The organism is Ruegeria sp. CDSC045 (genome assembly GCF_059610725.1).
Window position 1 is genome coordinate 19,091 of the sequence record NZ_JBXWOE010000006.1, and the last position, 22,370, is coordinate 41,460.

The 22,370-nt window shown below is 51.9% G+C and carries 20 protein-coding genes; 15 read left to right on the plus strand and 5 right to left on the minus strand.

From position 1 onward, the window contains the following. Positions 1 to 86 precede the first annotated feature (86 nt). The gene (locus AC2FH6_RS11880; RefSeq protein ID WP_496702744.1) at positions 87 to 1,466 is read left to right on the plus strand and encodes an exonuclease domain-containing protein; all 1,380 of its coding nucleotides are present in this window, start codon (positions 87 to 89) and stop codon (positions 1,464 to 1,466) included. 174 nt (positions 1,467 to 1,640) lie between these two features. Here AC2FH6_RS11880 and AC2FH6_RS11885 read toward each other — a convergent pair whose 3' ends face one another. The 3 genes from AC2FH6_RS11885 to AC2FH6_RS11895 form a co-directional block, all read right to left on the minus strand. Beyond that, positions 1,641 to 3,995 (minus strand): DUF5906 domain-containing protein, encoded by a 2,355-nt coding sequence (locus AC2FH6_RS11885; RefSeq protein WP_496702746.1) that lies wholly within the window; start codon positions 3,993 to 3,995, stop codon positions 1,641 to 1,643. Further along, on the minus strand, positions 3,988 to 4,206 hold the full coding sequence (locus AC2FH6_RS11890) for a helix-turn-helix transcriptional regulator (protein WP_480854708.1): 219 nt from the start codon (positions 4,204 to 4,206) through the stop codon (positions 3,988 to 3,990). Before AC2FH6_RS11890 ends, AC2FH6_RS11885 begins: the two co-directional genes overlap by 8 nt. Positions 4,207 to 4,520: 314 nt before the next feature. After that, positions 4,521 to 5,687, minus strand: a complete 1,167-nt coding sequence (locus tag AC2FH6_RS11895) for a tyrosine-type recombinase/integrase (RefSeq protein WP_496702748.1) — start codon at positions 5,685 to 5,687, stop codon at positions 4,521 to 4,523. 291 nt (positions 5,688 to 5,978) lie between these two features. Here AC2FH6_RS11895 and AC2FH6_RS11900 point away from each other — a divergent pair, with 291 nt between their 5' ends. The 5 genes from AC2FH6_RS11900 to AC2FH6_RS11920 all read left to right on the plus strand — a co-directional run bounded on the left by AC2FH6_RS11900 (position 5,979) and on the right by AC2FH6_RS11920 (position 10,364). After that, positions 5,979 to 6,893, plus strand: a complete 915-nt coding sequence (locus AC2FH6_RS11900; protein ID WP_496702750.1) for a DUF5655 domain-containing protein — start codon at positions 5,979 to 5,981, stop codon at positions 6,891 to 6,893. A 21-nt stretch (positions 6,894 to 6,914) separates the two neighbouring features. After that, positions 6,915 to 7,259 (plus strand): hypothetical protein, encoded by a 345-nt coding sequence (locus AC2FH6_RS11905; RefSeq protein WP_480854711.1) that lies wholly within the window; start codon positions 6,915 to 6,917, stop codon positions 7,257 to 7,259. Positions 7,260 to 7,271: 12 nt separating this feature from the next. Then, positions 7,272 to 8,246, plus strand: coding sequence for a hypothetical protein (locus AC2FH6_RS11910; RefSeq protein ID WP_496702752.1), 975 nt, complete (start codon positions 7,272 to 7,274; stop codon positions 8,244 to 8,246). 387 nt (positions 8,247 to 8,633) lie between these two features. After that, entirely contained in the window at positions 8,634 to 9,701 is a 1,068-nt protein-coding gene (locus tag AC2FH6_RS11915; protein ID WP_496702754.1) for an AAA family ATPase, read from the plus strand. A gap of 3 nt (positions 9,702 to 9,704) precedes the next feature. Next, positions 9,705 to 10,364: an HNH endonuclease gene (locus AC2FH6_RS11920; protein ID WP_496702756.1), complete on the plus strand. Its 660-nt coding sequence runs from the start codon at positions 9,705 to 9,707 to the stop codon at positions 10,362 to 10,364. Positions 10,365 to 10,426: 62 nt separating this feature from the next. Here the strand turns inward: AC2FH6_RS11920 and AC2FH6_RS11925 are convergent, their stop codons facing one another. Both AC2FH6_RS11925 and AC2FH6_RS11930 read right to left on the minus strand, forming a co-directional pair. Further along, positions 10,427 to 13,825 (minus strand): AAA domain-containing protein, encoded by a 3,399-nt coding sequence (locus AC2FH6_RS11925; protein WP_282022315.1) that lies wholly within the window; start codon positions 13,823 to 13,825, stop codon positions 10,427 to 10,429. A gap of 517 nt (positions 13,826 to 14,342) precedes the next feature. Beyond that, positions 14,343 to 14,516 (minus strand): hypothetical protein, encoded by a 174-nt coding sequence (locus AC2FH6_RS11930; RefSeq protein WP_282022316.1) that lies wholly within the window; start codon positions 14,514 to 14,516, stop codon positions 14,343 to 14,345. Positions 14,517 to 14,769: 253 nt separating this feature from the next. Here AC2FH6_RS11930 and AC2FH6_RS11935 point away from each other — a divergent pair, with 253 nt between their 5' ends. From AC2FH6_RS11935 to AC2FH6_RS11975, 9 genes are all read left to right on the plus strand, one after another. Then, on the plus strand, positions 14,770 to 16,722 hold the full coding sequence (locus AC2FH6_RS11935) for an ankyrin repeat domain-containing protein (RefSeq protein ID WP_282022317.1): 1,953 nt from the start codon (positions 14,770 to 14,772) through the stop codon (positions 16,720 to 16,722). Between the two features lie 1,009 nt (positions 16,723 to 17,731). Continuing rightward, positions 17,732 to 19,042: a tyrosine-type recombinase/integrase gene (locus tag AC2FH6_RS11940; protein ID WP_496702759.1), complete on the plus strand. Its 1,311-nt coding sequence runs from the start codon at positions 17,732 to 17,734 to the stop codon at positions 19,040 to 19,042. Beyond that, entirely contained in the window at positions 19,039 to 19,608 is a 570-nt protein-coding gene (locus AC2FH6_RS11945; protein WP_496702761.1) for a hypothetical protein, read from the plus strand. The genes AC2FH6_RS11940 and AC2FH6_RS11945 overlap by 4 nt, the downstream gene beginning before the upstream one ends. A gap of 96 nt (positions 19,609 to 19,704) precedes the next feature. Beyond that, positions 19,705 to 19,911, plus strand: a complete 207-nt coding sequence (locus AC2FH6_RS11950; RefSeq protein ID WP_496702763.1) for a helix-turn-helix transcriptional regulator — start codon at positions 19,705 to 19,707, stop codon at positions 19,909 to 19,911. A gap of 110 nt (positions 19,912 to 20,021) precedes the next feature. Further along, positions 20,022 to 20,390, plus strand: a complete 369-nt coding sequence (locus AC2FH6_RS11955; RefSeq protein WP_496702765.1) for a hypothetical protein — start codon at positions 20,022 to 20,024, stop codon at positions 20,388 to 20,390. A gap of 100 nt (positions 20,391 to 20,490) precedes the next feature. Beyond that, positions 20,491 to 20,697: a transcriptional coactivator p15/PC4 family protein gene (locus AC2FH6_RS11960; RefSeq protein WP_496702767.1), complete on the plus strand. Its 207-nt coding sequence runs from the start codon at positions 20,491 to 20,493 to the stop codon at positions 20,695 to 20,697. After that, a complete protein-coding gene (locus AC2FH6_RS11965; protein WP_496702769.1) occupies positions 20,698 to 21,531 on the plus strand; it encodes a hypothetical protein in 834 nt (277 codons plus the stop codon). A gap of 10 nt (positions 21,532 to 21,541) precedes the next feature. Next, positions 21,542 to 21,988 (plus strand): DUF5681 domain-containing protein, encoded by a 447-nt coding sequence (locus AC2FH6_RS11970; RefSeq protein ID WP_496702771.1) that lies wholly within the window; start codon positions 21,542 to 21,544, stop codon positions 21,986 to 21,988. Then, positions 21,985 to 22,290, plus strand: a complete 306-nt coding sequence (locus tag AC2FH6_RS11975) for a hypothetical protein (RefSeq protein ID WP_496702773.1) — start codon at positions 21,985 to 21,987, stop codon at positions 22,288 to 22,290. The genes AC2FH6_RS11970 and AC2FH6_RS11975 overlap by 4 nt, the downstream gene beginning before the upstream one ends. Positions 22,291 to 22,370 lie beyond the last annotated feature (80 nt).

The following is a 22,370-nucleotide window of genomic DNA, read 5'->3' on the forward strand; positions in this document are numbered from 1 at the left end:
GACAAAGTGACGGTTCGCTATACGCCCTTTTCGTTAGTACAGTTATTTAGATGTGTCTGCTTGTATCCATCAGCTAGATTGATTTCATGAACTTCGTTTTCTACGACACAGAAACCACCGGCACGGACACGACGTTCGACCAGATTCTTCAGTTCGCTGCGATCCGAACGGATCAGGACCTGAACGAACTCGACCGCTTCGAAACCCGCTGCCGCATTCTTCCTCATGTGATACCAGCACCTGGTGCTCTGCTTGCCACGCGTGTCACACCGGCAATGCTGACCGACCCCAACTTGCCGTCGCACTACAAAATGATGCTGCAGATCGCAGAGAAGCTGCGCGCGTGGTCTCCTGCGATCTTCACCGGGTACAACACCCTCTCTTTCGACGAGCCCTTGCTTCGCCAGGCCTTCTACCAAACGCTTCAGCCGGTTTACCTGACCAATACCAACGGCAACCAACGTGCAGATGTACTGCGCTTGGCCCAGGCCACAGCGGTACTGGCCCCCAATGCTATGGCAGTACCTATCAGTGCCAAGGGCAAGCCGACCCTACGCCTCGATACCCTGGCACCCGCTAACGGTTTTGCCCATGAAAACGCCCATGACGCTTTGGCAGATGTGGAGGCCACTATTTACATTGCGCGGCTGATCCGTGACCGCGCGCCTTCTATTTGGAATTCCTTGCTGCCGCTGGTGGACAAGAGCGAGGTCGCTAGTCGCCTGGGCACTGGTGAACCCAATTGCATCGTCGAGTATCACATGGGGGTACCATCCATTCGTGCCGTTATCGGCTGCGGTCATCACCCTAAGAACCCAACCATGCAGGCTGTGTTTGATCTGCGTCGAGACCCTGCGGAAGTTCTGAACTTGGGCGACAATGAATTAGTTGAAGAAACGAAGGGGCCCGACCGGGCGCTTCGCACCATCTATTCGAACAAAATGCCAGCCGTGGTCGACATAGCATTAGCGCCTGACCTTCCAGCCACCATTGGCCTGCCCATGGCCGAGATCGTCCGCCGGGCCGCTGTGGTGTCCGCTGACGGCCAATTTGCTGCACGGGTAGGCAGGGCGATGGAACAGCGCTACCCGCCCTTCGAGCCTGCCCAGATCGTCGAGCTGCGGATGTATGAGGGCTTCCCTAGCCGCGCTGACGAAAACCAAATGCAGTCGTTCCACAAGTCGGAGTGGCCGGAACGTGCGGCGATAGCCGAATCCTTTGAGGACGACAGATACCGCGAACTGGCGCGGCGGCTCGTGTTTGTGAATGCGCCCGAGGCGTTTACCGATCAGCGCCGGACGAAACTGCTGACCTGGTTGGAAAATCGAAAATATGGACGCGACGGCGTTGAAGTTGGCAGAACATTGGAGAATGCACGTGAGGAATTGGCGGAACTAGAGTCAGAACATGATGATTCAGAAGAATTTCTGGAAATCGAACGATGGCTGGAAAGCCTCAAAAGCTAACGGGCCCGCAAGCACAGGCAATGCGCGCGGATAGGCGCCTCACCCCGATCGATTGGCCCAAGTTGTGGAACTGGGAAGTATGGGTTGTATAGGTTTTTTAAAATTTGGGTTGGGGGAACCAGAAGCAACAAGATGCGCTACCACCTGTATTACCTAGCTCCCCCATATCAGCCACTAGAACGGTGTTTCTTGCTCCCAGCGCCCATCTTGTTCCGGTGATTCCTGCCACTCATCCAGATTGTTGGACCATGGAACCCGCTGCCCGGCGTAGAGCTCAAATTCGCGGCGCGCCTTGTTTAGTTCCGGAAAACTATACCGGGTGGAACGCGTCTTCTTAGGCCCACCAGGACCATGAACAAGGTATGTGCCACTTGGCACGGTTTTGACAGAAGGAATCATGCGATTCCGATTCTTTCCGAACGTGGTAACCGGAATATATGCGCCACGCCGATCCCGAGCGCACATGTCCCCATAGAGAGCGCCAATAGTCGAAACTCCTGGGGCGTTTCCGGGTGCGTTCGGTTGGGGCAGGACACCCTCATCCAAGACCTCAAACATGTACCGTAGCACAGGGCCTCCAGCACGTACCGTTTGCTCAAAGAGCCCAGCTGTTTTGATCGTTTTGCGCGGATCTGGCCCCTTCGAGATATCCCGTTGCAAAAGATCGTGAAGGAAAGCCTCGCGCCCGCCGCCTTCGAACTGAACCGCAATATCCTTGAAGTAGGTCTTGTTATCGCGTTGTGTGTCGGCGACCTCAAGCACTTGCCAACGCCGATCTGCTAGGTCGGCGGGTACGGCTGCATCCTCATTCGAGGCCACCAAGAAGATCATGTGGTTTCGAACCTGAACTGGATCGATGCCCTTTTGCTCAAGTACGACGAACGGTTCAGTCAGCCGGGTCTTTATGACCCCGGAATCAGTTCGATCACCCGAAAAGATGCCCTCATCTATGAAGACGCAGCGCTTCCCGAAGAGGTGATTGTTGAAGCGTCCCTTCACGTGTGCCGAATGCGTAATCGTCGTGAAATGGCGCCCCCACAGGCTACCGTACGCATGGGCCAGAACGCCTTTTCCCACCCCGGGCAGACCGAGGAACACCGGCGCGGTACCTATTACAAGTCCAGGCCGCTGCACGCCCAGCGCGAACCAGTTCAGCATCCATTCGGCAATCTCGGTGTCACCACCAGTAATGTTATCCCGGATATGCTCCTCTAGCAGGCTCCAGTCGCCAGGAGCCGGTTTCACGGCAAATCCCGACCAGACGTTCCATGCCGTACCGTTTTTTCCTGGCGGGTTCGCTGGATCAAAGTCGAGGCGATATATGTGATCAGCATCTTTGTGTCCCAGCCAATATTTCGAGAGAGGCATGGGACTTTGGCTACCATCGCTATTTACTACAAAGTGCTTTTGTGCAGCCAGGCGATCTTCAAACGGTCGCTTGCCCAGAAGCGATATCACCGAGTTGCCGTCATCTTCGGGCTTTTTGACGATGATCGTTGTCTTCTGACCGTGCGTAAAGATTGCGTAATTGACATTCATGTCCTCGATGATCGGATCAACTGGGCGATTCCAGCCATTCTCTTTCGCCATATGGTAAATGGTGCCGAGGCTTAGCGAGCCGTCTGGCTCAAGTGTTTCCCAGCGATCCTGGCATTCGTCATCACCCTCAAATTTTGCTGATGAACGCGACCAGGAAAGCCAGACCGAATATCCAGCTTCCCTATGTACGGTTTTCAGAGTCAAGCCGACCTTGATCCAGATATCGTAGTCGTCCGCGGGGATGCTCAAGAGCGCGTCCTCTAGAAGCGTGATACTGCTATCACTCTGGTGCGAACTATTGCTTGGGCTTTCTGATGCACGATTTCTAGTTGGCACATTGGCCTTGGCTTCTGGCACCGGTGGGGAGAAGAATTCGCTCAGCATAGGCGGCTCGAAGTCTTCAAGCGCCGTAGGGTGAAATTCTGTGTCGAGAGGAACAGACGCGCGCGCAAAGGGGAGAGCTACGGCATTGCCGTAACCCCCTTCTTTGATGCGGTCATTTTTCGGGAAGATTTCAACTTGCTTGGATTGCACGCCACGGGCACCGTCTGAGAAACCATGGTGTGCCACGACTTCCTTAAGGTAAGCACGTACATCATATGCCTTTTGAGGGGCGGCCCAGAAGACCCAGGCGTGTAGCCCGGCCCCACCACCGGAACGGCACAGAAGCACATGCATACCCTTTTCTTGTAGGTCGTTGACGATGGGTTCTGCCGCTTTGATCATTTCCGACCAGTCGAGATTTTTGTCATGGTCGTCGAAGTCGAGGACGGCACACCGGGTTTCGTCACCCACGACGAAGTAACATGCTATCGGCGCGCGATTGTTTAGGTGCGCAAGGACAACAGACTCGTCAATCGTCGCAATGATCTTGCGGTATTTGATCGACCCACTGTTTTGATAGGCCGCGTAAGCGTCTGTGCGACCAAGTTCTGCAATCGCGTGAACAAACTGCATTAGGTTAGATGTGCATTTTTGGAAATCAGTCATGACCACCTCCTTGAATGAAGGTGTCAAGCGCCGATTTGCGGTACCTGATCGCCTTTGTTCCGAGGCGAATTGCCTTGGGTCCGCGTTTCTGACTCCGCCACTTTTCGAGTGTGCAGGGTTGCAGGTTCAGATACTTCGCCGCCTCTTTTGTGTTCAATAGGGCGTCGTCGTTGAGTCCGCGCGAAGCGGAATATGTCGAATGAACAGCCATGAGCCATTTCCTTTGCGTGACCTGCGGCTGGACAGAGTCCTGAAGCCGATCAGGCTAATTTTCAGGGAATGACTACGGCCGTGGGCTGGCCCGCTGTGCGGACACTTGACGTTCGTTTAAGGGATCACCACGCTTGCGATCCTACCGACCTGGACCCGGCCTAATCTCACCGGCCTTGGCAAGTGTCACCTTGCCGTTCAGGGCAAACTTTCTTCCAGGCAACGCTATCAGTACGCTTAAACGGCAATTTCGTCAATGCGGGTACGCAAAAATAATACTTAATAGATAAATACTTAAGCGACATTGGGCCAGGATTATGCATCTCCACCAGTAAGTTTGAGTATCTGGTCGGCAACTTGACTCACGGGACCCCTAAGGCGTTCTGCGTTTGAAACAATGTACCCCGTAGTGACGTCTCCCGACAGACGGTGGTTCAAAAGCCGTTTAAGGGCGTAGTGCGGGATGTCTAGGCTCTCAGCGATCGTGATAAACGTTCGCCGCAGATCATGTAGAGTAAAAGCCACGCCGGAGCGTTCGGTCACCCGTCTAGTAAACTTCTTCGTCTCTACCAAGTGGCCTGTGCGGCCGCTGCTGGGGAACACCCATTCAGACTTTCCTACGATTTTCTTACGTTCCAACAACAGTTTTGAAAGGAAGTCAGATAGCGGAAGATCTAGGGGATCACCGTTCTTGGTTCGTGGGATGTGCAGCGCCTGATCTGGTAAATCCAAATATTCCCACCGAAGGCTGGCAATCTCGTTGCGGCGCATGCCAGTGAAAAGAGCGATAAGCAAGAAGTCGCGCGAATAGTCGGGTTCCTTCATGACTGCCGCCCACCACACAGGTAAGTCATGTGCTGTGACAGCCCCACGCCGCCGCCGTTCAGGATACCAAGCTCGCGCCTGTGTAAGGATGTTGACCGGGTTCGGCGGGAACTCGTCATGCGCGGCCGCGGTTACATTGTACACAGATCGAAAATGACGCATTACATTATTGGCTGTCACCTCGCCGTTGGCCTTTGCAATCCGTTGGTGCCGCTTCAGCACCATCTGTCGACTAATGGAAGTGACCGGCGTGCGCTTCCAGTCTTTCAAGTACAAGTTCACAGAGCGCCCGTAGCGATCCCGCGTGCTATTAGCGAGGGTGGTACGTGTGGCAAAGAACCCATCGAAAGCCTGGCTAAGCGTTATATTTTCTTGCGCGGCGCGCTTCTTCTCAGCGTTTGGATCGATACCTGTTGCCATTTCGCTAAGAACGGCCAAGGCTTTTTTGCGGGCGGCATCTACGCCCAACACATCTGCACGACCAATAGAAACGCGGCGTGTCCGGTTCTGTACCTGACCTTCAGCAAAGAAGACTTTTGACTGAGAACCCACGCGCAGGCCGAAACCGCGCAGCATTTCGTCGCGATAGAGAACTTGTCCCTTTTCGGGGTGTGTAAGCGCATCGATGGCGCGTTTGGTAAAACGAAGTGTAGGCATTGAGACCTCCTGTGGCCTCAACTCAACTTAAGCATGAAATCTCGAAATTACAATCATTATCAGAGACTTATCATGTTTTGTCTGGCTGTGTCCTACACGCGCATGCGTGAACCAAGACACCTTTGATCACCGGTTAAATACATAGAGCTTTCGGGCTCATGAGATCGATTCGCTTCAAGCCACTTGGCGCTACCGTGCGTCACGCTCTGTCCTTGAGATGAGAACGTCGCTAAGCTGCAGAAAATTGAGCGGTGAGTGCTGAAGAGTGCGCTCCAAAAGATTGGTATAGGCATGGCAGATATTAAGCTTTTTAAGCTGGGCGCAAATTTGGTGACAGAGCTTGAAGGCCGAGCAGTTGCTTTGGAGAAGTCATTACAGGACATTTTCGAAAACAACTTAGAAGAGTTGCTTGGCGTCCGATTTCTTGCCTCTGAATTTCGCACAACCAACCGCGGTCGAATGGACACGCTTGGAATTGATGAGAATAATTGCCCGGTAATTATCGAGTATAAACGCAGCACCAATGAGAACGTTATCAATCAAGGCTTGTTCTACTTGGATTGGCTAATGGACCACCGGGCCGATTTTCGCCTGCTTGTCCTGGAGAAGTTCGGGATGGAAGTTTCTGACCAGATTGAATGGTCTGCACCAAGGTTGATCTGCATTGCCGGAGATTTCACGAAATACGATACACACGCTGTAAACCAAATGAACCGGAACATTGAGCTGATCAGATATGTTCGGTTTGATGGTGATCTGCTTCTGCTTGAGCAATTGACTGCTGCTTCGGCTGAGCCAGCTGCAACAACCACAGTCAACGGTGGAAAGTCAAAACCCAGCACGGCCGTTTACAAAACTGCATCAGAATACCTGGCTCAAAGCGACCAATCTGTGAAAGACAGATATGAGGCCGTGCGGGCATATCTTGTAGCGCTCGGTGACGATGTTCAGGAAAAAACGCTAAAGTTCTACTTCGCCTTTCGGCGCATCAAGAACTTTGCCTGTGTGGAGGTGCGGCCCCAAACAGGAAAAGTGCTTGTCTATCTTAAGATCAATCCTGACAGCATTGAGGTAGAAGACGGTTTCACGCGTGATGTTCGAAAAATTGGACATTTTGGTACTGGGGATCTTGAGGTGGCAATTTCGAGTGAGGCCGATTTTGAGCGCGCGAAACCGTTGTTCGATGCGAGCTACGAAGCATCCTAGCAGCCGAGAAGGGGAAGATCATTGGATAGACGAACAGCATTTGCTTCTCTGGGTGCGTCCGGAATTTTTCGTCAATGGCACCTGACGGCTGCGGATGGCGTTGAGGTGGTTTCGATCTGGGAACACCTCATAGATGGAGATGATGCGGAAACGCATGTGCATGCTAAGTACTTCGCCGATTTCCAGCCCGGGCAAGAGGTTCGGGCTGTCATTCAGCGCGGGTCGCCGGATCCTGTTACGGGGAATATGCGGACAGAAAACTCAAAACCCGACGAAGGGACATGGGAAGTCGTGTCAAAGGAGACCAGGCCCTTGGAAGGTCAGTGGCTCAAAGAGCTTCATGTCGTCAAACTGAAGCGGGTCTAGTTAGGCAGCAGAATGAAGGTGTTCGTCGCGAATTTTGGTGAGCAAAACTATGCGTGGCCAGACTGTCTGAGCCGCGGAACAATTGCGACGATGAACACGGTTGAGGCTCAGCCGTTTTGGGAAGCGGGCGACCGAGAAGGATACATCCAAAATAGAATGGGCACCTTAACGGCCGCCGGTAACGTGCCAACACGCGCTGTAGCTTCTAGGTGGTTCAATCTGATGACCAACATTACCGAGAGCAACGGCGACATTTGGCTACACAGCGACACGGAGCACCTGTGGTGGACGGAGTCTTCAAACGACGAACCTTTGTTCGAGGACCTCGTAGAGCCGGTCGGTAGGCAGCGCCGCGTTATCATATGTCACAAGCCATGTAAGCCTTGGTCGAACAAGAATGTTAAGGGCAACCTTATGCCTTGGGCAGGACTTCACCCGAAGGCAAAAGACTTCCTGGCCACTGAAGCGACGATGCAGCAGTTGGGTCCTGATTATGCGGGGTATTCGCTCGCTTTGATCCGAGGAGAAGACCTGGAACCTTGGCATGGGCGCGACGACTGGAGTAAGAAGGTTCAGCAGTCGAAGTCCAAAGCCGGAGCCGTCACGGTTTTTAACAATGAGCAGATTGCGGCGTGGAGGATGGCGCGAACAGCGATTCAAACCATAACTCAGTCCAACGGCCAGGTAGCCGAGCGAACTCATAAGATCAAAGATTTGGGTTTTGCGTCTGAAGAAGCACTTAGAGAATACATCGAGGGTCTAATAGCCGACCAAGACCGTCACTGTGCACTGACGAGCTTGCCGATCAATTTCAATGAGACTGACGGAGACGCAGAAATGCGCGCATCGTTGGATCGGATCGACAGTAGTCGCCACTACGAACCAGGGAACCTACAGATTGTTTGCAAGTTCGCAAATCGCTGGAAAGGGGCGGATGACGATTTAGAGTTTAAGCGGCTGGTAGATGTGTTGAAAGCTTTCTCATGATCGGGTTTGTTGAACCCAGTTTGTTTACTTTGCGAAAAGCCGATCGAATTGGGGCCAATATAGCTCTCAAAATCCGTCGAACCAGGCCTTGTCCTGACCCCAATTGGTCACAGAGCCGTCGATGGGGTGGGGTTGCCAGGGTGGTGCGGTTGCTGGCAGCTACACTTATGGTTAGCAAAACTGCGCTCTACCCGCCAAGTTTACATAAGGGCGCTTATGGGAGCTTCACTACCTGCGGTTCATGAGTTGATCTTGTTCAGTCACTCTGGTTGAGTGCTTCGTATGCATACAAAGGAATTAGCGCTCCAGCTTTTGGAAACACACCACCCTTCGTCATATTTCCTAGTTGGGCCAAACGGGGCAGGAAAAAGCAGGTGCTTGAGAAACATGGCACTTGGACTGCGCGGTCGAAAGAACGTGGTCGCAATAAGCAATACGGTCTACGATCGCTTCACCGGCCTGCGTGGTTTAAACAGAATGTCGGCGGCGAAAGGCCCGAACGTGCCGGCCCAGGCGATAAAGCGAGCGATCTCAACTCTCAACGACAAAGAGTATCCAAGTTTTTCCTCAATCTCGTCCATCTTGAAATACTGCGGCTATAATGACGCCGTCGGGCTTTCAGTGCGGCGCGGCAAGCGTTGGAGTTCGGAGATTTACCCGCGCGACCTTGAGGAGTTAGGCATTCCAGGTTCGGATTATGACGAAATTCAACGTGCTTTGACTTTTGCACGTAGATTGCAGACGGAGACCGTATCTTGGATCGAGTTTGAGTTCTTTGGAGACTCTTTTCAGGCATCCTTCCTGTCTCAGTACCTTTCAATTTTGAAATGGGAGGCAGAGCTAAAGAAGCTCAAGATTATCAGGTCAGTTGAGGTACTACTGCAATCGATAGACGGGAATACTGTTCCTATTCGACGGGCCTCTTCCGGACAGCTTACACTTCTGGCAACGATAGTTTTCTTGGCAACAGAGGTTAGCAGAGAGACTGTTATACTGATTGACGAACCCGAAAACAGCCTTCATCCAAAATGGCAAAGCGAGTACTTGGAGAATATCTTGGTTGGCAGTGGCTACATGGAGCCGAATGTAGTTATCGCCACCCATGCTCCACTTGTCGTTTTGGGGGGGGTGCGTGCTGGCAGAAGGGATTCGCAGGTATATAGGGTCTTTGGCGAAAAGCTCGAACTAATTGACATCGGTGAACTAGAGAGAGAGCCGGACAGTATTGAAGAGCTTCTTTGGGAAGCTTTTGAAACAATTACTCCAGCGAACCATTTCCTCAGCCGATCGCTGTCCAGTTCACTTGAACAGCTCAAAGCCGGGAAAATCAGCATCAATGAATTCGATTCCATTGTTGCGTCCTTTAAGGGTGCCAGCTTTGACGAAAAACAAACAGAGTTTCTCGATGCGGTTCAACAACTTGCGGAAAAAGTCGACGCTGGGAATGAAAGCTGATCAATGCCTGACCCGTTCGAACCTCCTTTGACAGATTTCAATGTTAGCGAAGAAGAGCAGAGTGCAATCGACGCGGCTCTTGCAACTTCAAAGCCCTGGGATCATGAACAAGATGAACTATCCGACCACAAAGATGTACTATTGCAATTGAAGGTCAGAGTTCGAGACTTTCACCTTCAACGCCACGGAAATAGTTGTTGCTATTGTGCGAAAAACTTTGAAGGCGAGTTCACGTACGTTCTGGATCGCGAACATGTATTGCCAAAAGACGATTTTCGTTCGCTCGCGTACACGCTCTGCAACCTCGGCGTAGCATGCAAGAAATGCAACATGAGGATCAAAGGACGGGACACGAGTTTTGTTGTCGATATTGACACCATATTGTCGAACTATGATCGATCGGACAGGTATTTATTTATTCATCCCAATTTTGACCGTTTCTCAGATCATATCGCAATTTCAGAAAACATTTTGGACGAGAACAAGTTAATTGCATACAAGGCGCGCAACGGCAGCGTGAAGGGAACTTATCACTACGACTACTTTAAGCTATCCGACCGGGAAATCGAGAGCTTGGACCAAGCACAGGGTCTATCTCCTGAGTCGTCTGACATAGCGAGACATGTTTTTGAGCTTTCCAAGCAGTACCTTCAAAGCCGATAGTTCAGTTCTGGTCGATAGGTGCAGCCGTTATTATCATAATGGACCCCATCGGTTGTGCGTAGTCATTTCTCTCGGGTGCCTAGGCTCCGAAAAATCGTGTTAATCTCCGTCTCCAAATGTTGGCCTCTGTAGACAAATGAAGTCTCATGTCGCGCGTACTTTCCGTGTCGATCGGCGCTAAGCCAGTTGTAAGACCCGATTGCAAGCAGATCGCTGTCAACTGCTACGATCTTGCTATGCAACCTAGGCACTTCGTGAAGTCGAACGCCAATTGTGAAAAGAGTTTCCTTGGCCAATGACATCTGGGTTTGACCTTCATTTGTCGTTTTAGAGTTTAGAAGGGGATCTGAGAATACATCCACCTTGGCACCCCGACTAATCGCCTTCGCGAAAGCAGTTAGGAAGCCGACGTTCTCCATAGTACGTGCAATGATCCACGGACTGACGATTGAGTATTGGCGCCCATTCCCAGCGAGGACATCAATCAAGAACGCGTCGTGCTCAGCAGCGTCGCGGAGCATCTGGAGCTCGCCACTATCATTCTGCAGATCGCTCCTGGGCTCCGTTTCAAACTCAAGTGCATTCTCCGTTGAGCTGAACAGGAAATCACCAAGCATCGAACGAGGTGATCCCGGAGAAGCAGTTGCCAAAACGTCCATGTCTCCGAAGACAAGACAACTGTCTTTAGCGCGGGACACAGTGACATTGAGCATGCTGGCCGAGGCGTCGATGAAATTGCCGTCTGCATGTTTCGAGTAGACAGGGGAGAAGATAACCACAGGTCGCTCTGCCCCCTGTAGTGAATGAACCGTACCGATTGTCATACCATCGCGTAAATCGACGGAGATACCTCTGTTTGCACAGGCTGTCCGAATTTCACGCACTTGTCGTCCAAATGGTGTCACCACTCCAACAATTTGCTCAAGGCGTGCCTGGTATCGACTTTCCAGTTCCGATCTATTGGCGTCCAGCCATGCAGCAATAGTCCGAGCCTCAAGCAAATTTGCGCGACTACTTCCCAGCCGTATTGCTCGTCCATCTACGTGCAAATATCCCAAACCTGGCAACTTGGCGTCATCGGGAACTGGACCTCGAAGAGGACGCAGTTTGCCTTTGTAGCAAAGTGCGTTGCTGTAGCCTATGATCTCGTCATAGCAGCGCCGATGTTCAAAGAGGTAAAGTCCCTTCTCAAGTTCGGCATATGGTGAAACCTTACAAGCTTCCTGCGCAATCCTCATGGCGCTGCCGGACGTGGTGCATAACCCTCTCGCCGACAACTCACTCCAATCTTCATCGTTTTGGAGCAACCCAACTTCTCGTAGGTTCCCGACATCTACCGGCTTCGGCACGGATGAGATGGGTTCAATCTGCTGGGTGTCGCCAATCACAAGAGCACGTCTAGCCAGGGAAAAGCTCGCCCCGGAGACTTCCGGCAAGACTTGCCCAGCCTCATCCACAATCAACAAATCAATAAAGTTATACAAATAGTCTTTCGCCCATTTACCTCCGGTTTTGCGACTGTAAGTTAGTTTTCCCGGCAAACTGGCGAATGTGGCAACAGCGCAAGGTGTTAGCATCATGCGTCTATGCCAGCGAGGAACGAGCGTCGCCTTCCCTCTCTTGTTTGAGGAGCCTGCGATGCCCGCGAGGTCTTCCTCCATAGACAGCAACCAACGCCCTTCCCAATAGTGGGTCGCGAGCTGAAAGAGTCTAAAGCGAATGCTCAAATCGGCGGCGCGTTCCAAGTCCAGGTCATCCTCGGCGCCGCAAACAGAGCATTTTGCGCGATGCCAGCGGTTCTGAGCATTCGCGAATGCGAAACGAAGACGACGAGCATTTTCTAGGTCCTGCTCGGCCTGTTTTGCCAATTGTTCGACAGAACGAAGGTTTCCAGTGACATGAGCTTCAACGTCCGCAACACGATTGAACCCATCAGCGTCCGGCATGAACTCGTGGATCGCCTGTTGGGCCGATAACACCCGTTTTCTTTTGATGGTTGGCAGAAAACCTAAGATCGCCGTTACGGTAGACTCAGCTGCTAGATGCTTTTCCAAGGCAGTTTTTGCGGCTTTGATCCGTTCCTCGTTGTGTTGCGCTTCTGCTACCGCCTCAGTTAGCCTCTCTTCTGTTTCGTCAGGGTTCTCACCGAGAACCGCTTCTACCGCTTGCTTTGCCTCTTTGAGGGTCTTGGCAGCCTCGTCCAGTTCTGAAAGCTTTTGAGCCTCTCTTGCCATTTCATTCTGAATGGTTTCGACAACGAGCTCTACGTTAACTTCTGACAGATCGGAAAATGCGAGCTTTGCTTTTTGAAGATACTCTTCCTTGGCTCGTGAGAAATACTCGACACTTTCGCAGGCTGTTTGAAAATCTTCTGTTTGGTACTTCTTTGCTGCTTCCAACTTACGAGAGTGCGATGGAAGGAATACTCCGAAACTCCAGATATCTGGTAGCCATCGTCCGGCAAATGGACCTTCTCCCTTGGCGAAGTCTTTTCCAAAGGCATCAATGATGTTTGTCACCGCCTGATTGTTGGTGGACGCAGCAACGATGATCGGTGGTTCCTTACCTTTGAGGGCAGCTTTGATCCAGAGACTAGCCACCGCCGAAAGTAGCATTGTCGTCTTGCCCGTGCCTGGCGGTCCATTCACGGCGATAACTTCCGCAGGAGACATGGCGTCAAGGTAGGCCAATACCTGACGCTGATGCTCAGAAAGAGGAAAATGTGGATTAGAGTGGCCTAAGCGGCGACTGAATTCACTCTCAACCTTAGGGTCCGGAGGAGATTTCGATTTGCTCGGTGCAGCGACCTGCCTCAATAGAGGCGCATCTGGCTTCTCACTAAGCAACTTGTCGTAAAGATCTACGATGTTGCGGATTGTGGCACTGGCATCTTCTGCCAACTCGAGAAAACCGAAGCCCATAGACTGGTAGTCTTCGTCGCCATTCGGCCAGCCCTCTGCCACAGCGTCCACCATTTGACGACAGTGCCCGAGGTATTCTTGCCACGCGTTGTCATCGATCATGTCAGGCAAGGGTGTCTCGGTCAGAAAATCATCGAGGTCGTCAACACTACCGATTGAAAATTCTCCGGATGGAAGTGGTGAAAGGACGTCTCGCGCCAGCGCGTTGCGCAATGGGGTGATCTGGCCATCACGGTCCACTGTTGCTTCCGTCACAACTGGTGCAACGATCTCCGGTAAGCCGTCGACACGCGCTGCGCCGTGCGAGGACTTTCGAGCCATAACGAGCGGCCAAAACCTCACGGCAACGTTCTTGGTCGATTTCTGGCCCCCAAAGACCCTGTCCAGGATCGCATCCGGCAGTGTCCCCGAACGGACCGTCTCCCTGGACACCTCTATGAACCGTTTTCGATCCCGTTGGGTGAACTTACCGTCACCTAAGGCACTGTCCGCTAACGAAACACGCCAATATTTGAGGATCTTCTCTGCTTCTTTGTCCATAATTCGCTTTTTCGCCGCGGAACTACGCGGTTGTTTGATTGGGAGCCGAGCCGGTGGCGCAAGTAGGCCAACAAGCCGAACAAAATAACTGAATTGAAATGCTAGCGCATTGTTTTGCAAAGATTATGGCGCGCGATTTTGAACTTAGCTAGAGAGAAAGAACATCGGCTTCGTTCCATCGTCACGAATTTTGAATCATAACAGCCGAATACGAGCGAAAAACAGTGGACCAGGTGGCTGCCGACACCTTGTCTCAAAAGTAGGTGACTATTGACCAATCTACCTATCAATGGCGCTGTATCGGCGGCTCCAGGGCATATCACTCAAGTTCTTCTTGTGGTCGGGTCGTCGTTTCCTTGAGCTCGATGCTAAACCAAAGCTTAGATGCAGCCGCAGAGCGCGATATCCAAAAATCATAAGCCTCTGATTTAAATTTAAAAATTACTGTCGCCAATTCACCGCCTAGTTTTGGAAGAAAGCCTCGTGGATCTTCTCAGTTGTGAAAACAAAGGAGCAATCACATGGCAAAACGAACTTCAATGACCTCCTCCGCAGTTAGCCGGATCAAAAGTGCTACGGCAAAATCTTCTGGCGGAAAAGTGCCCAAAGGTTCCTTCGCGGCAAGGGCGGAATCTGCAGCCGCCAAGCGGGCCAGTTCCAAAGTTTCAAGGCTCAAATAACCAAAACTCATTGTGGCGGACGCCAAGAGTGTCCGCCATTATCAAGGATACAAGTATGAAGTACTGCAACGACAAAGACATCCACAAAATGATTAAAACAGAAGTGAAGCTTGGGTCGGTTTTTTACCGCGGGGGCAAGCATGGAAAGCTTACTCTGCCCAATGGTGGCGTTCTAATCGTGCCCTCAAGCCCGAGCGATCGAAAAACGCTGTCGATATTGAAAGCACAAGTACAATTTTTGAAGTCTCAGGGAGTTTAAGGGCAATGGAGAAAAATGAACTTAGCCCGATCCCTCAGATTAGTGAAATTGTCGCGTTCTTTTTGCAGAATTTCACAGCGCAACCAGACGTAAAAACCAAAAAAGCGATGGATAAAGCCATCGAGAGACTTCGCGATGACACTCCTTTGAGCGTTGAAGATGCCGCGAAAATACTGAGAAGGTACGCTTCCAAAACAGTGGGTCTTTTAGATCCATCAAAGCAACTGATCAACGACCTGCGGATTGCCTTGCAAGGCTATATCGAACACGTGTCGGAAATTGATTGCGGGCCGCTTCCATCACACGAAGTGAGGCGTACCTTTGATCGATACGCGAGAAGCTATTGGTACATGGTTTTTTCCTTGTATTGCCCGCTTCTGGACGACCAACAAGTGCGGACGTTGATGAACGACCCGAATTCCGCGGTTCCTATTGCTTGGCGTGCATTTCGAGAGGGAAAATCTTGGAGCGAAGCGCTGGTTAAAATTTCCACTCTCAGGTGTTCAAAACGACAAGAAACTTGGGAAGAACAAGTAAAGGGCTGGGAAAACGGAACGGAAATGCGCGTTTCTACAATCTTGGAAATTGCTACCGTAGAGCGTGAGCAAGCCGTGGCGCTTCTTTTGGCGAGGGCTTACGCGCGCTACTGCCAACAAAACCTCGCTGCGAATTCCGCATACATGCCTGCCTATATCATCACGATTGAGCAAATTCAGCCAGCGCTACAGTCTCTGCTAGCCGGACCCTATGCGGACTTAGAAACATTTGATCCAATTGCAGAAAATTCCGTGCTTGAGCTGCTAAGATTACTGGATCCAAACCGCCGTAAGGAATTGGGTGACCTAACCAGGGCAAGAGAGTGTTTTAAAGCCATCGAAGCTACACCAGAAAGCCACCTAAGGCTGCCTGAGTTACACATTTTCCAAGGATTACTTGAAGTTCAGTGTGGAAACTTTGAACAAGCGATGTTTGAGTTCGAGCAATCTGCAACATGGTTCAAGTGGCGCAGCCCACATCAGTTCAGGACAGCACTATATCTCATCCTCATCACTGCTCCTGCTCTCAAAAGAAAACAAAAAAGCATTTTCAAAAAATGGCGAGGTTGGGCTGAAGCCTATGGTTTAGCCACCGTTGAGTTTGAGCAAGCCGGAAAGCTCGTAGAAAACTTTCCTTTTCCTTTCTTGGAGACAAAACAAAGGCAAACAAAACCCACTATGGAAACCCGTAAGAGTCTCGTGACGGTGCAAGACGTAATGCGCGCCATTATGGAAACAACAGGGGATAATGCTGATCTCCCTGCGCGTACAATAATAAACCAAAAGGATAAAAGCGGACGAACGTGCTTGCATCTGGCGGTTTGCCTTTGCAAGCCAACTTGGGTGCAAAAACTGATCGATGCAGGTGCTGACGTTGAGGTGCAAGGCAAGTTTGGCCAGACGCCACTCTATGATGCTGTTTCTATGTTCCGAAAATATTGGGCTGGAAGTTCGCGGTGTCCAAAGACGGAACTTCAAAACGCAGTGGGTCTATTGCCGACAAGATCACAAGCGAGCGTATCGCCGTTCTTGAGCGATGAGATCAAAGCACTGCTGTCGTCCCGTCCCGAATTTGCGCGATTTCTGAATGTACTTAACGAAGAGTTCACGCCCAAGTTTCCCAAGGGCGCCTCTAGGAGAATTGTGATGACATTGCTCCACGACGGAGGGGCCAACCCTAATACGCGCGTGGCAAATGAAGAGGATGGTCTGACGCCATTCTTGTGCGCAGCGGAGATCGGGGACCCTTGGTTGATCGAAACCTTACTGAACGAAGATGCCAACATATGCGATGCTAGCCAGGGGGCTAACGCTTATGATCGCCTTGTGAACTTCGGGCACGTCGATGTGGCGAAATGTTTCGAAGATCGACTAAGGGATACTGACCAGAGTAATGACGCGCAGCCCGAACGCATGCATTGATAGTGCGCTGGCGTATCGAATGTTGCCACGCGATTCTTTTGTGTCTCTTCGATGATCCACGCCGGCTGCAGGCGAATGGCCGCTGTGCCGGTCGCTTCCGGTGGTCCAGGGTTGGTGGTCTGAGCACCAATACGAGACCTCTCTGTGAAATGGAGAAAAACTTAGGGCACCGGTCACCAGAAGCACGGCTCACAACTTACACATTAGCCGCACTGTGGCTAACGCTCTCCAATTCCGTCGGAACGGGAAAGACCAGTGGGTGAACTTACTCGAGAGCCGTCGATGGGGTGGGGTCACTAGTAGGGCGTTGTTTGTGATTTAGTAGGGGATTAGTAGGGGATGTACGTCAAACGTTCGCGGGTACCATCCGACGCAATCCAAGACCTGGACCGGAATTAATCAAATATTTGTAGTGCGTTATCCAAATCGAGGCGGTTTGAGCCGGTCACGTCCAACCCATGGACGCCAAAATTCGTAAGGACAAGGTCGGGGGTTCGAGTCCCTCTTGAGGCACCATTTACTTTCAGAGGTAAGCAGAAATCGCAACCACTTGAACGTAAAGTGATTTCCGCACTTCGAAGGGCTTTGTCCCGTCAACTTGCCGTTTGGTTTCTCACACCCGTTATTGGACGAAGGTGACATCGAAGAAGCCATCGCCGATCAGCTACAATCGCCACGGATCTCCTCGGCAGATCATCGCACATGCGGTGTGGTTATACGTTCGCATCAATCTGATCCTGCGTAACGCCTTGGTGCTATGTAAAAAGTGGTGAGCCGTGCAGGATTCGAACCTGCGACCCACTGATTAAAAGTCAGAAATACTCTTCTCTTAACCTTGAATCTGTCTTCGTCCACAATCGTCTACTGGCGCCCCTAAAACTTTATATTTCAAAAAGGCCTGTGGCCGGTTGTATGTTGTGCCCCAGAGAGAAAGCATCTATCTTTGTCCGTAGTTGTCCGCCAAAATCCGACGAATTTTGTCCCCCAAGTGTCCCCCAGAGGCTAAAGCGTGAAGAAAGAGCTTACGAATGCTTTCCTGATGAAGCTTAAGCCCCCGGCCCAAGGGCGGGTCGAGGTTTCCGACACTAAGCGCATTGGGTTACGGTTGCGGGTGTATCCCGCTCGTGCGGTATGGATGTACGAAAAGCGCATCAAAGGCGGCGCGAAGCGCAAACACACATTTGGAACCTATTGCACATGGTCGCCCACTGGAAAGCGTGAGGATGGGGCGCTTGGTCTGGGGGAAGCGCGGGCGCTGGCCCTAGAGATAGAGGCAGAGGCAGCCCGTGGGTTTGACCGCGTTCTAGAAGCCCAGCAAGCCCGTAGGGATCAGGAGCGCGCCGCTGCGACGGCCCAAACCCTTCAGGAAGTTATGGACGTGTACGACGAACTTCACCTTTCCACGCTGAAAAGGAAGGGAGAGCGTAAGCGCCAGCTAGAGGATGCATTGCGCAATCACCTAACCCGGCCAATTGGTGACCTGACCCGAGCCAGCTTACAAAAGCCGATTGATGATAAGGCGAAGGAAGGCAAGATGTTCATGGCCAACCGGATCAGGGCCGCTTTGAAACACTTCACACGCTGGGCATGGCGTCGGGAATATCTGAGTGAGAATGTTGGCGACCGACTGGAACGCGCCATCAAAGAGCAAATCCGAGATCGAGTGCTTAGCCTGGATGAGATACGGGCAATCTGGAAACAAACTTATGAACTCGGGGATCTCTGGGGTCCGCCGGTGCGCGTTCTGTTGCTAACAGTTCAGCGCCGCACTTCAATCAACAACCTGTGCAAAAGCGAATTGGAACTTTCAAAGTCCCGATTCAAAAAAGCCATTTCTCAGGAAAAGAATGACCGAGGACACATCACCCACCTATCGGCCCCGGCAATGGATGAGATTGAACAGGTTCTAGCCCGCCGCGAGCAAGCTCAGGCAGAAGCTAAGAAGAGTAAAAGATCCGGAAAGACCCCTGCTACATCCGCTACATCAGATTTCCTGTTCACGACCACGGGTCGCACTCCGATATCCGGGTGGAGCAAGATGAAAGCCCGGCTTGATGAGCTGCTTGGCGATAATTTCGAGCCATGGCGTCTTCATGATTTCAGGACGGCGTTTGCAACCCACATGGCTGAACGCGGAATATCTGAATCTGTGGTGGATCGGGTATTGAACCACGCCGCTACAGCTTCAAAAGCCAGTGCTGTGGCCCGTGTCTACAATCAGGCTGAACTGTTATCTGAGCGCGCGGTCGCATTGAACAAGTGGGCAGAACTGGTGACTCAGGAGAGCGAGGATGTAGTTTCAATTGGAGTTGGCCTGTGATTGACACCGACTTAGAGGAATTGATTCAAGACTCTGAAATTCTATTCAAAAGGTTGATTGAAATGGATAACTCTATCGATGGCAATCGGGAGTTGAAGGCAAGGTTGGTACGCGATTGGTGGTTAGTCTCCGCAAAGATATTGCGCGCCATAAACAACAGAGGCGCAAAAAACGAAAAAATTAACCCATTTCCGACAGCTCTAATCGCAAGGCTTGCAAAAATAGCCGAGGGTCTTGCCGGCGGAAGCATTCACCCGGTTGTCACGGACGCCAAGAAAAAAGGCGCGTTTTCCTTGGGTGAGCGTCAGTGTATTGCGGTTGCGATCCGCTACAAGAGTGCGGCGCAGGCCGGTGTTATTAATGACAAGCGGCACACTCGGACGGTCTGCGAAGCATTTGGCGTCCAGCCCCAAACTGTTCAAAAGTGGATGCGAGAAAAAGACAAAAGACTTCGTGGGGTCCCCGACCCGAGGCTGATACCCGGACAGCTAAGGGAAGAACTCAGGCGCGCAGGTGAAGCTTACCGGAAGTGGGGATACTACGGAACCGACAAGGATGGAGTGTAGCAGAGGCCAACGGAAAGCGCCGGTAATGTTGGTCCTCTCAAAGCAAATTTAGAGGCTTAGCTTCCTCCGTATCGACTCGGATACGGAGAAACGAGCATGGATATTATTGGAAAACATGAAGTCCGCCCACGCGCAACGGATGTGTCAGGGGCGGTTACTTACACCGGAATGTCCCGGAGTACCCTCTATGAGGAAATGAAAGCCGGGCGCCTCAAATATGTAAAAATCGGCAACTCCACTCGTATCGAATATGGCGAGTTAGACCGCTGGTTTGATGCCAAGTCGAAAGAGGCCGCCGCATAAACGAAACCCGCACCCCAATCTGGGCGCGGGCGGTATACGATTGCGGCTAGTGGATTAGTTGTGAATGTAACCGTTTATCGCCCTTGGTGCAACGACCAAGGAGAATAAACATGAATACCGAGCAGAACCCGGAGTCCGAACTCCCCCCATCCAACGCACTACGTATTTACTGTTGGTCAGACCTCCCGAACCTGACGGCTCCGGCACTGTATCGGACAACTGACCCAGGTCAGGAACCGCGTGAATTCTACGCGTCCAAGCATAAGCGCCAAGTTCTTGAGGGTCTGATGCGATCACCCCTCTACGCGGCCAGCTATTGCCGCTTGTCGGACAAAGTACTGCCGCTGCGCCGTGATAATGGAGTGAAGATCCAGTGTAAATTATATCGCAACGACCCTGAAACCGGGCACGAAAGATTCGGCGTCTATTTCCTCATCAGCAAGGTTGAACTGGTCGAAGCTAGCGAGGTGGCAGCATGAGAACCCGCGAACTCCAGGTCCACGTCATTCGCCGCAAGCATGGTCTCTCTGAGGCCGCAGCACGCCTTGTTGCAACCCTACACTTTGGGGAGGGCTGCTAATGGTCCTCATCACACAGATCCCGAAGAACAGCTGCGAGGAATACCGTATCAGCCGGGATGAGTTCCGGGGACACGACCTCATCAATATCCGAGTCTACTACATAACTGAGGATGGTGAGATGCGTCCTGGCAAACAGGGCGTGTCGTTCCGGGCCTCATTGCTACCTGAATTCATGGGCGCGCTCAGCAAAGTGGAGGCCGCGTAGATGGGACAGAAGGCATTCACACAGATCAATTCCAGCATCCTGAATTCCAAGAAGCTCAGGCAATGCAGTCACGAAGAAAAGTGGGCGTATTTGTGCGCCCACCTATCCCCGCTCGGCAGTTATACCGGACAGTTCGAGTATCCGTTGGTTATGTGGCAGCGTGATGCCCAAGTCACGGGTATCGAACCCGTCATCGAGCGTCTGAGCGAGGTGGGGTTAATCCAATTCGACAACGACGAAGAGTTTGTCAGGATAACCGGCTTTCTGCGCCAGAGACCGCCCGAGAACGCCTCTCGTGCACTCTCGCTGGCCATGGACCTGAGCTACACAACGCCACTTGAAGGCAAGCGGGCTGACATGCTCGTTGGCGGGGTTGCTGAATTAGTGGTCGGGGCGATTCAACGAGCTCAGAACTGGAAGCCTGACAGCAGTGATTGGCCCAAGTTGCGGGACACAATCAAGTCGCTGTTGAACGCCACTTGGCAGCAATATGAAGACGCCCTTTGCGAAGGCCTGACCAGCGAATTGGAGACCGCGTCCGTCGCAACAAAGGCAGAAATCGGCTCTCTGTTTGCCCCTCTCACGGCCTACGGACGGGACACCGTGTCAGCACCCTCTGGACACCCTGTCGACACACGAGACGTAGACGAGACGATACTTATACGAGACGAAAACGAAACTAAGACGAAAACTTATACGGCGCGAAATTCCGATTTTCCCCAACCTCGAGAGTCGGGCCAGGAGCAAAGGTCGGATTGGCAGAGAACAGGGGAGTCCGTGTCCAGGGCAGCGCTGAATAGCACCCTGGCGCAGTCGGCAAGGGCATCGAGATAAGGAGGTTTGAATGAGCAGTAAACAGAACCGTAATAACGGAACCAATACGGACGAACGAAACCAGGACGGCACATTCGCAACAGGCAATCCCGGCAAACCACGTGGAACCCGGCACAGGGTCACACGGGCAGTTGAGGAGCTGCTTGAAGGTCAGTCCGAAGCAATCACACAAAAGGCGGTTGAGATGGCGCTTGAGGGTGACAGCACGGCGCTGCGTCTTTGCCTGGAACGGATAGCTCCTACCAGAAAGGATGCGACCGTTTCGTTTGACCTCCCGCCCATCGGATCGGCGCAAGAAGCATCAGAAGCGGCCCAGGCGGTTCTGCAGGCTGTATCTGAAGGCGAAGTAACCCCGTTGGAAGGAGCAACTGTCATGGGGCTGGTGGAACAATACAGGCGGGTACTTGAGATCACAGAGCTAGAGCGCAGGATATCTGCATTGGAGGCAGAAAAATGAGCTTGAAAAATCGCATGAAGAGACTCGAGCAACTAAATGGCTGTGTGAAACCCAAAGTCACCATTTTCAATACTCTGTTTGAAGACAAAGAAGGGAACGTGAATAAGGAAGCGGGGGTTGTTTACGCTCTTGTTGATTGGGGACAGGGTCGCTGTGCAACGGTTAGCCGCACTGAATCTGAGACCATTTTCGCGTTTGAATTGCGGCTTGACCGTATAAGCCGACTCAGTTGGGAAGAGGCGAAAAAACAGAATGTAGTGCAAAAGTGGGGTGACCAATTAGCAACCAACTTTAGCTATTAGCCCACGACGTCGAAAATCTAGAATGGCCATTGGAATAAGGTGTCTTTTTCCAGTTTTCTCAGAGTTTTAACGGAACACAA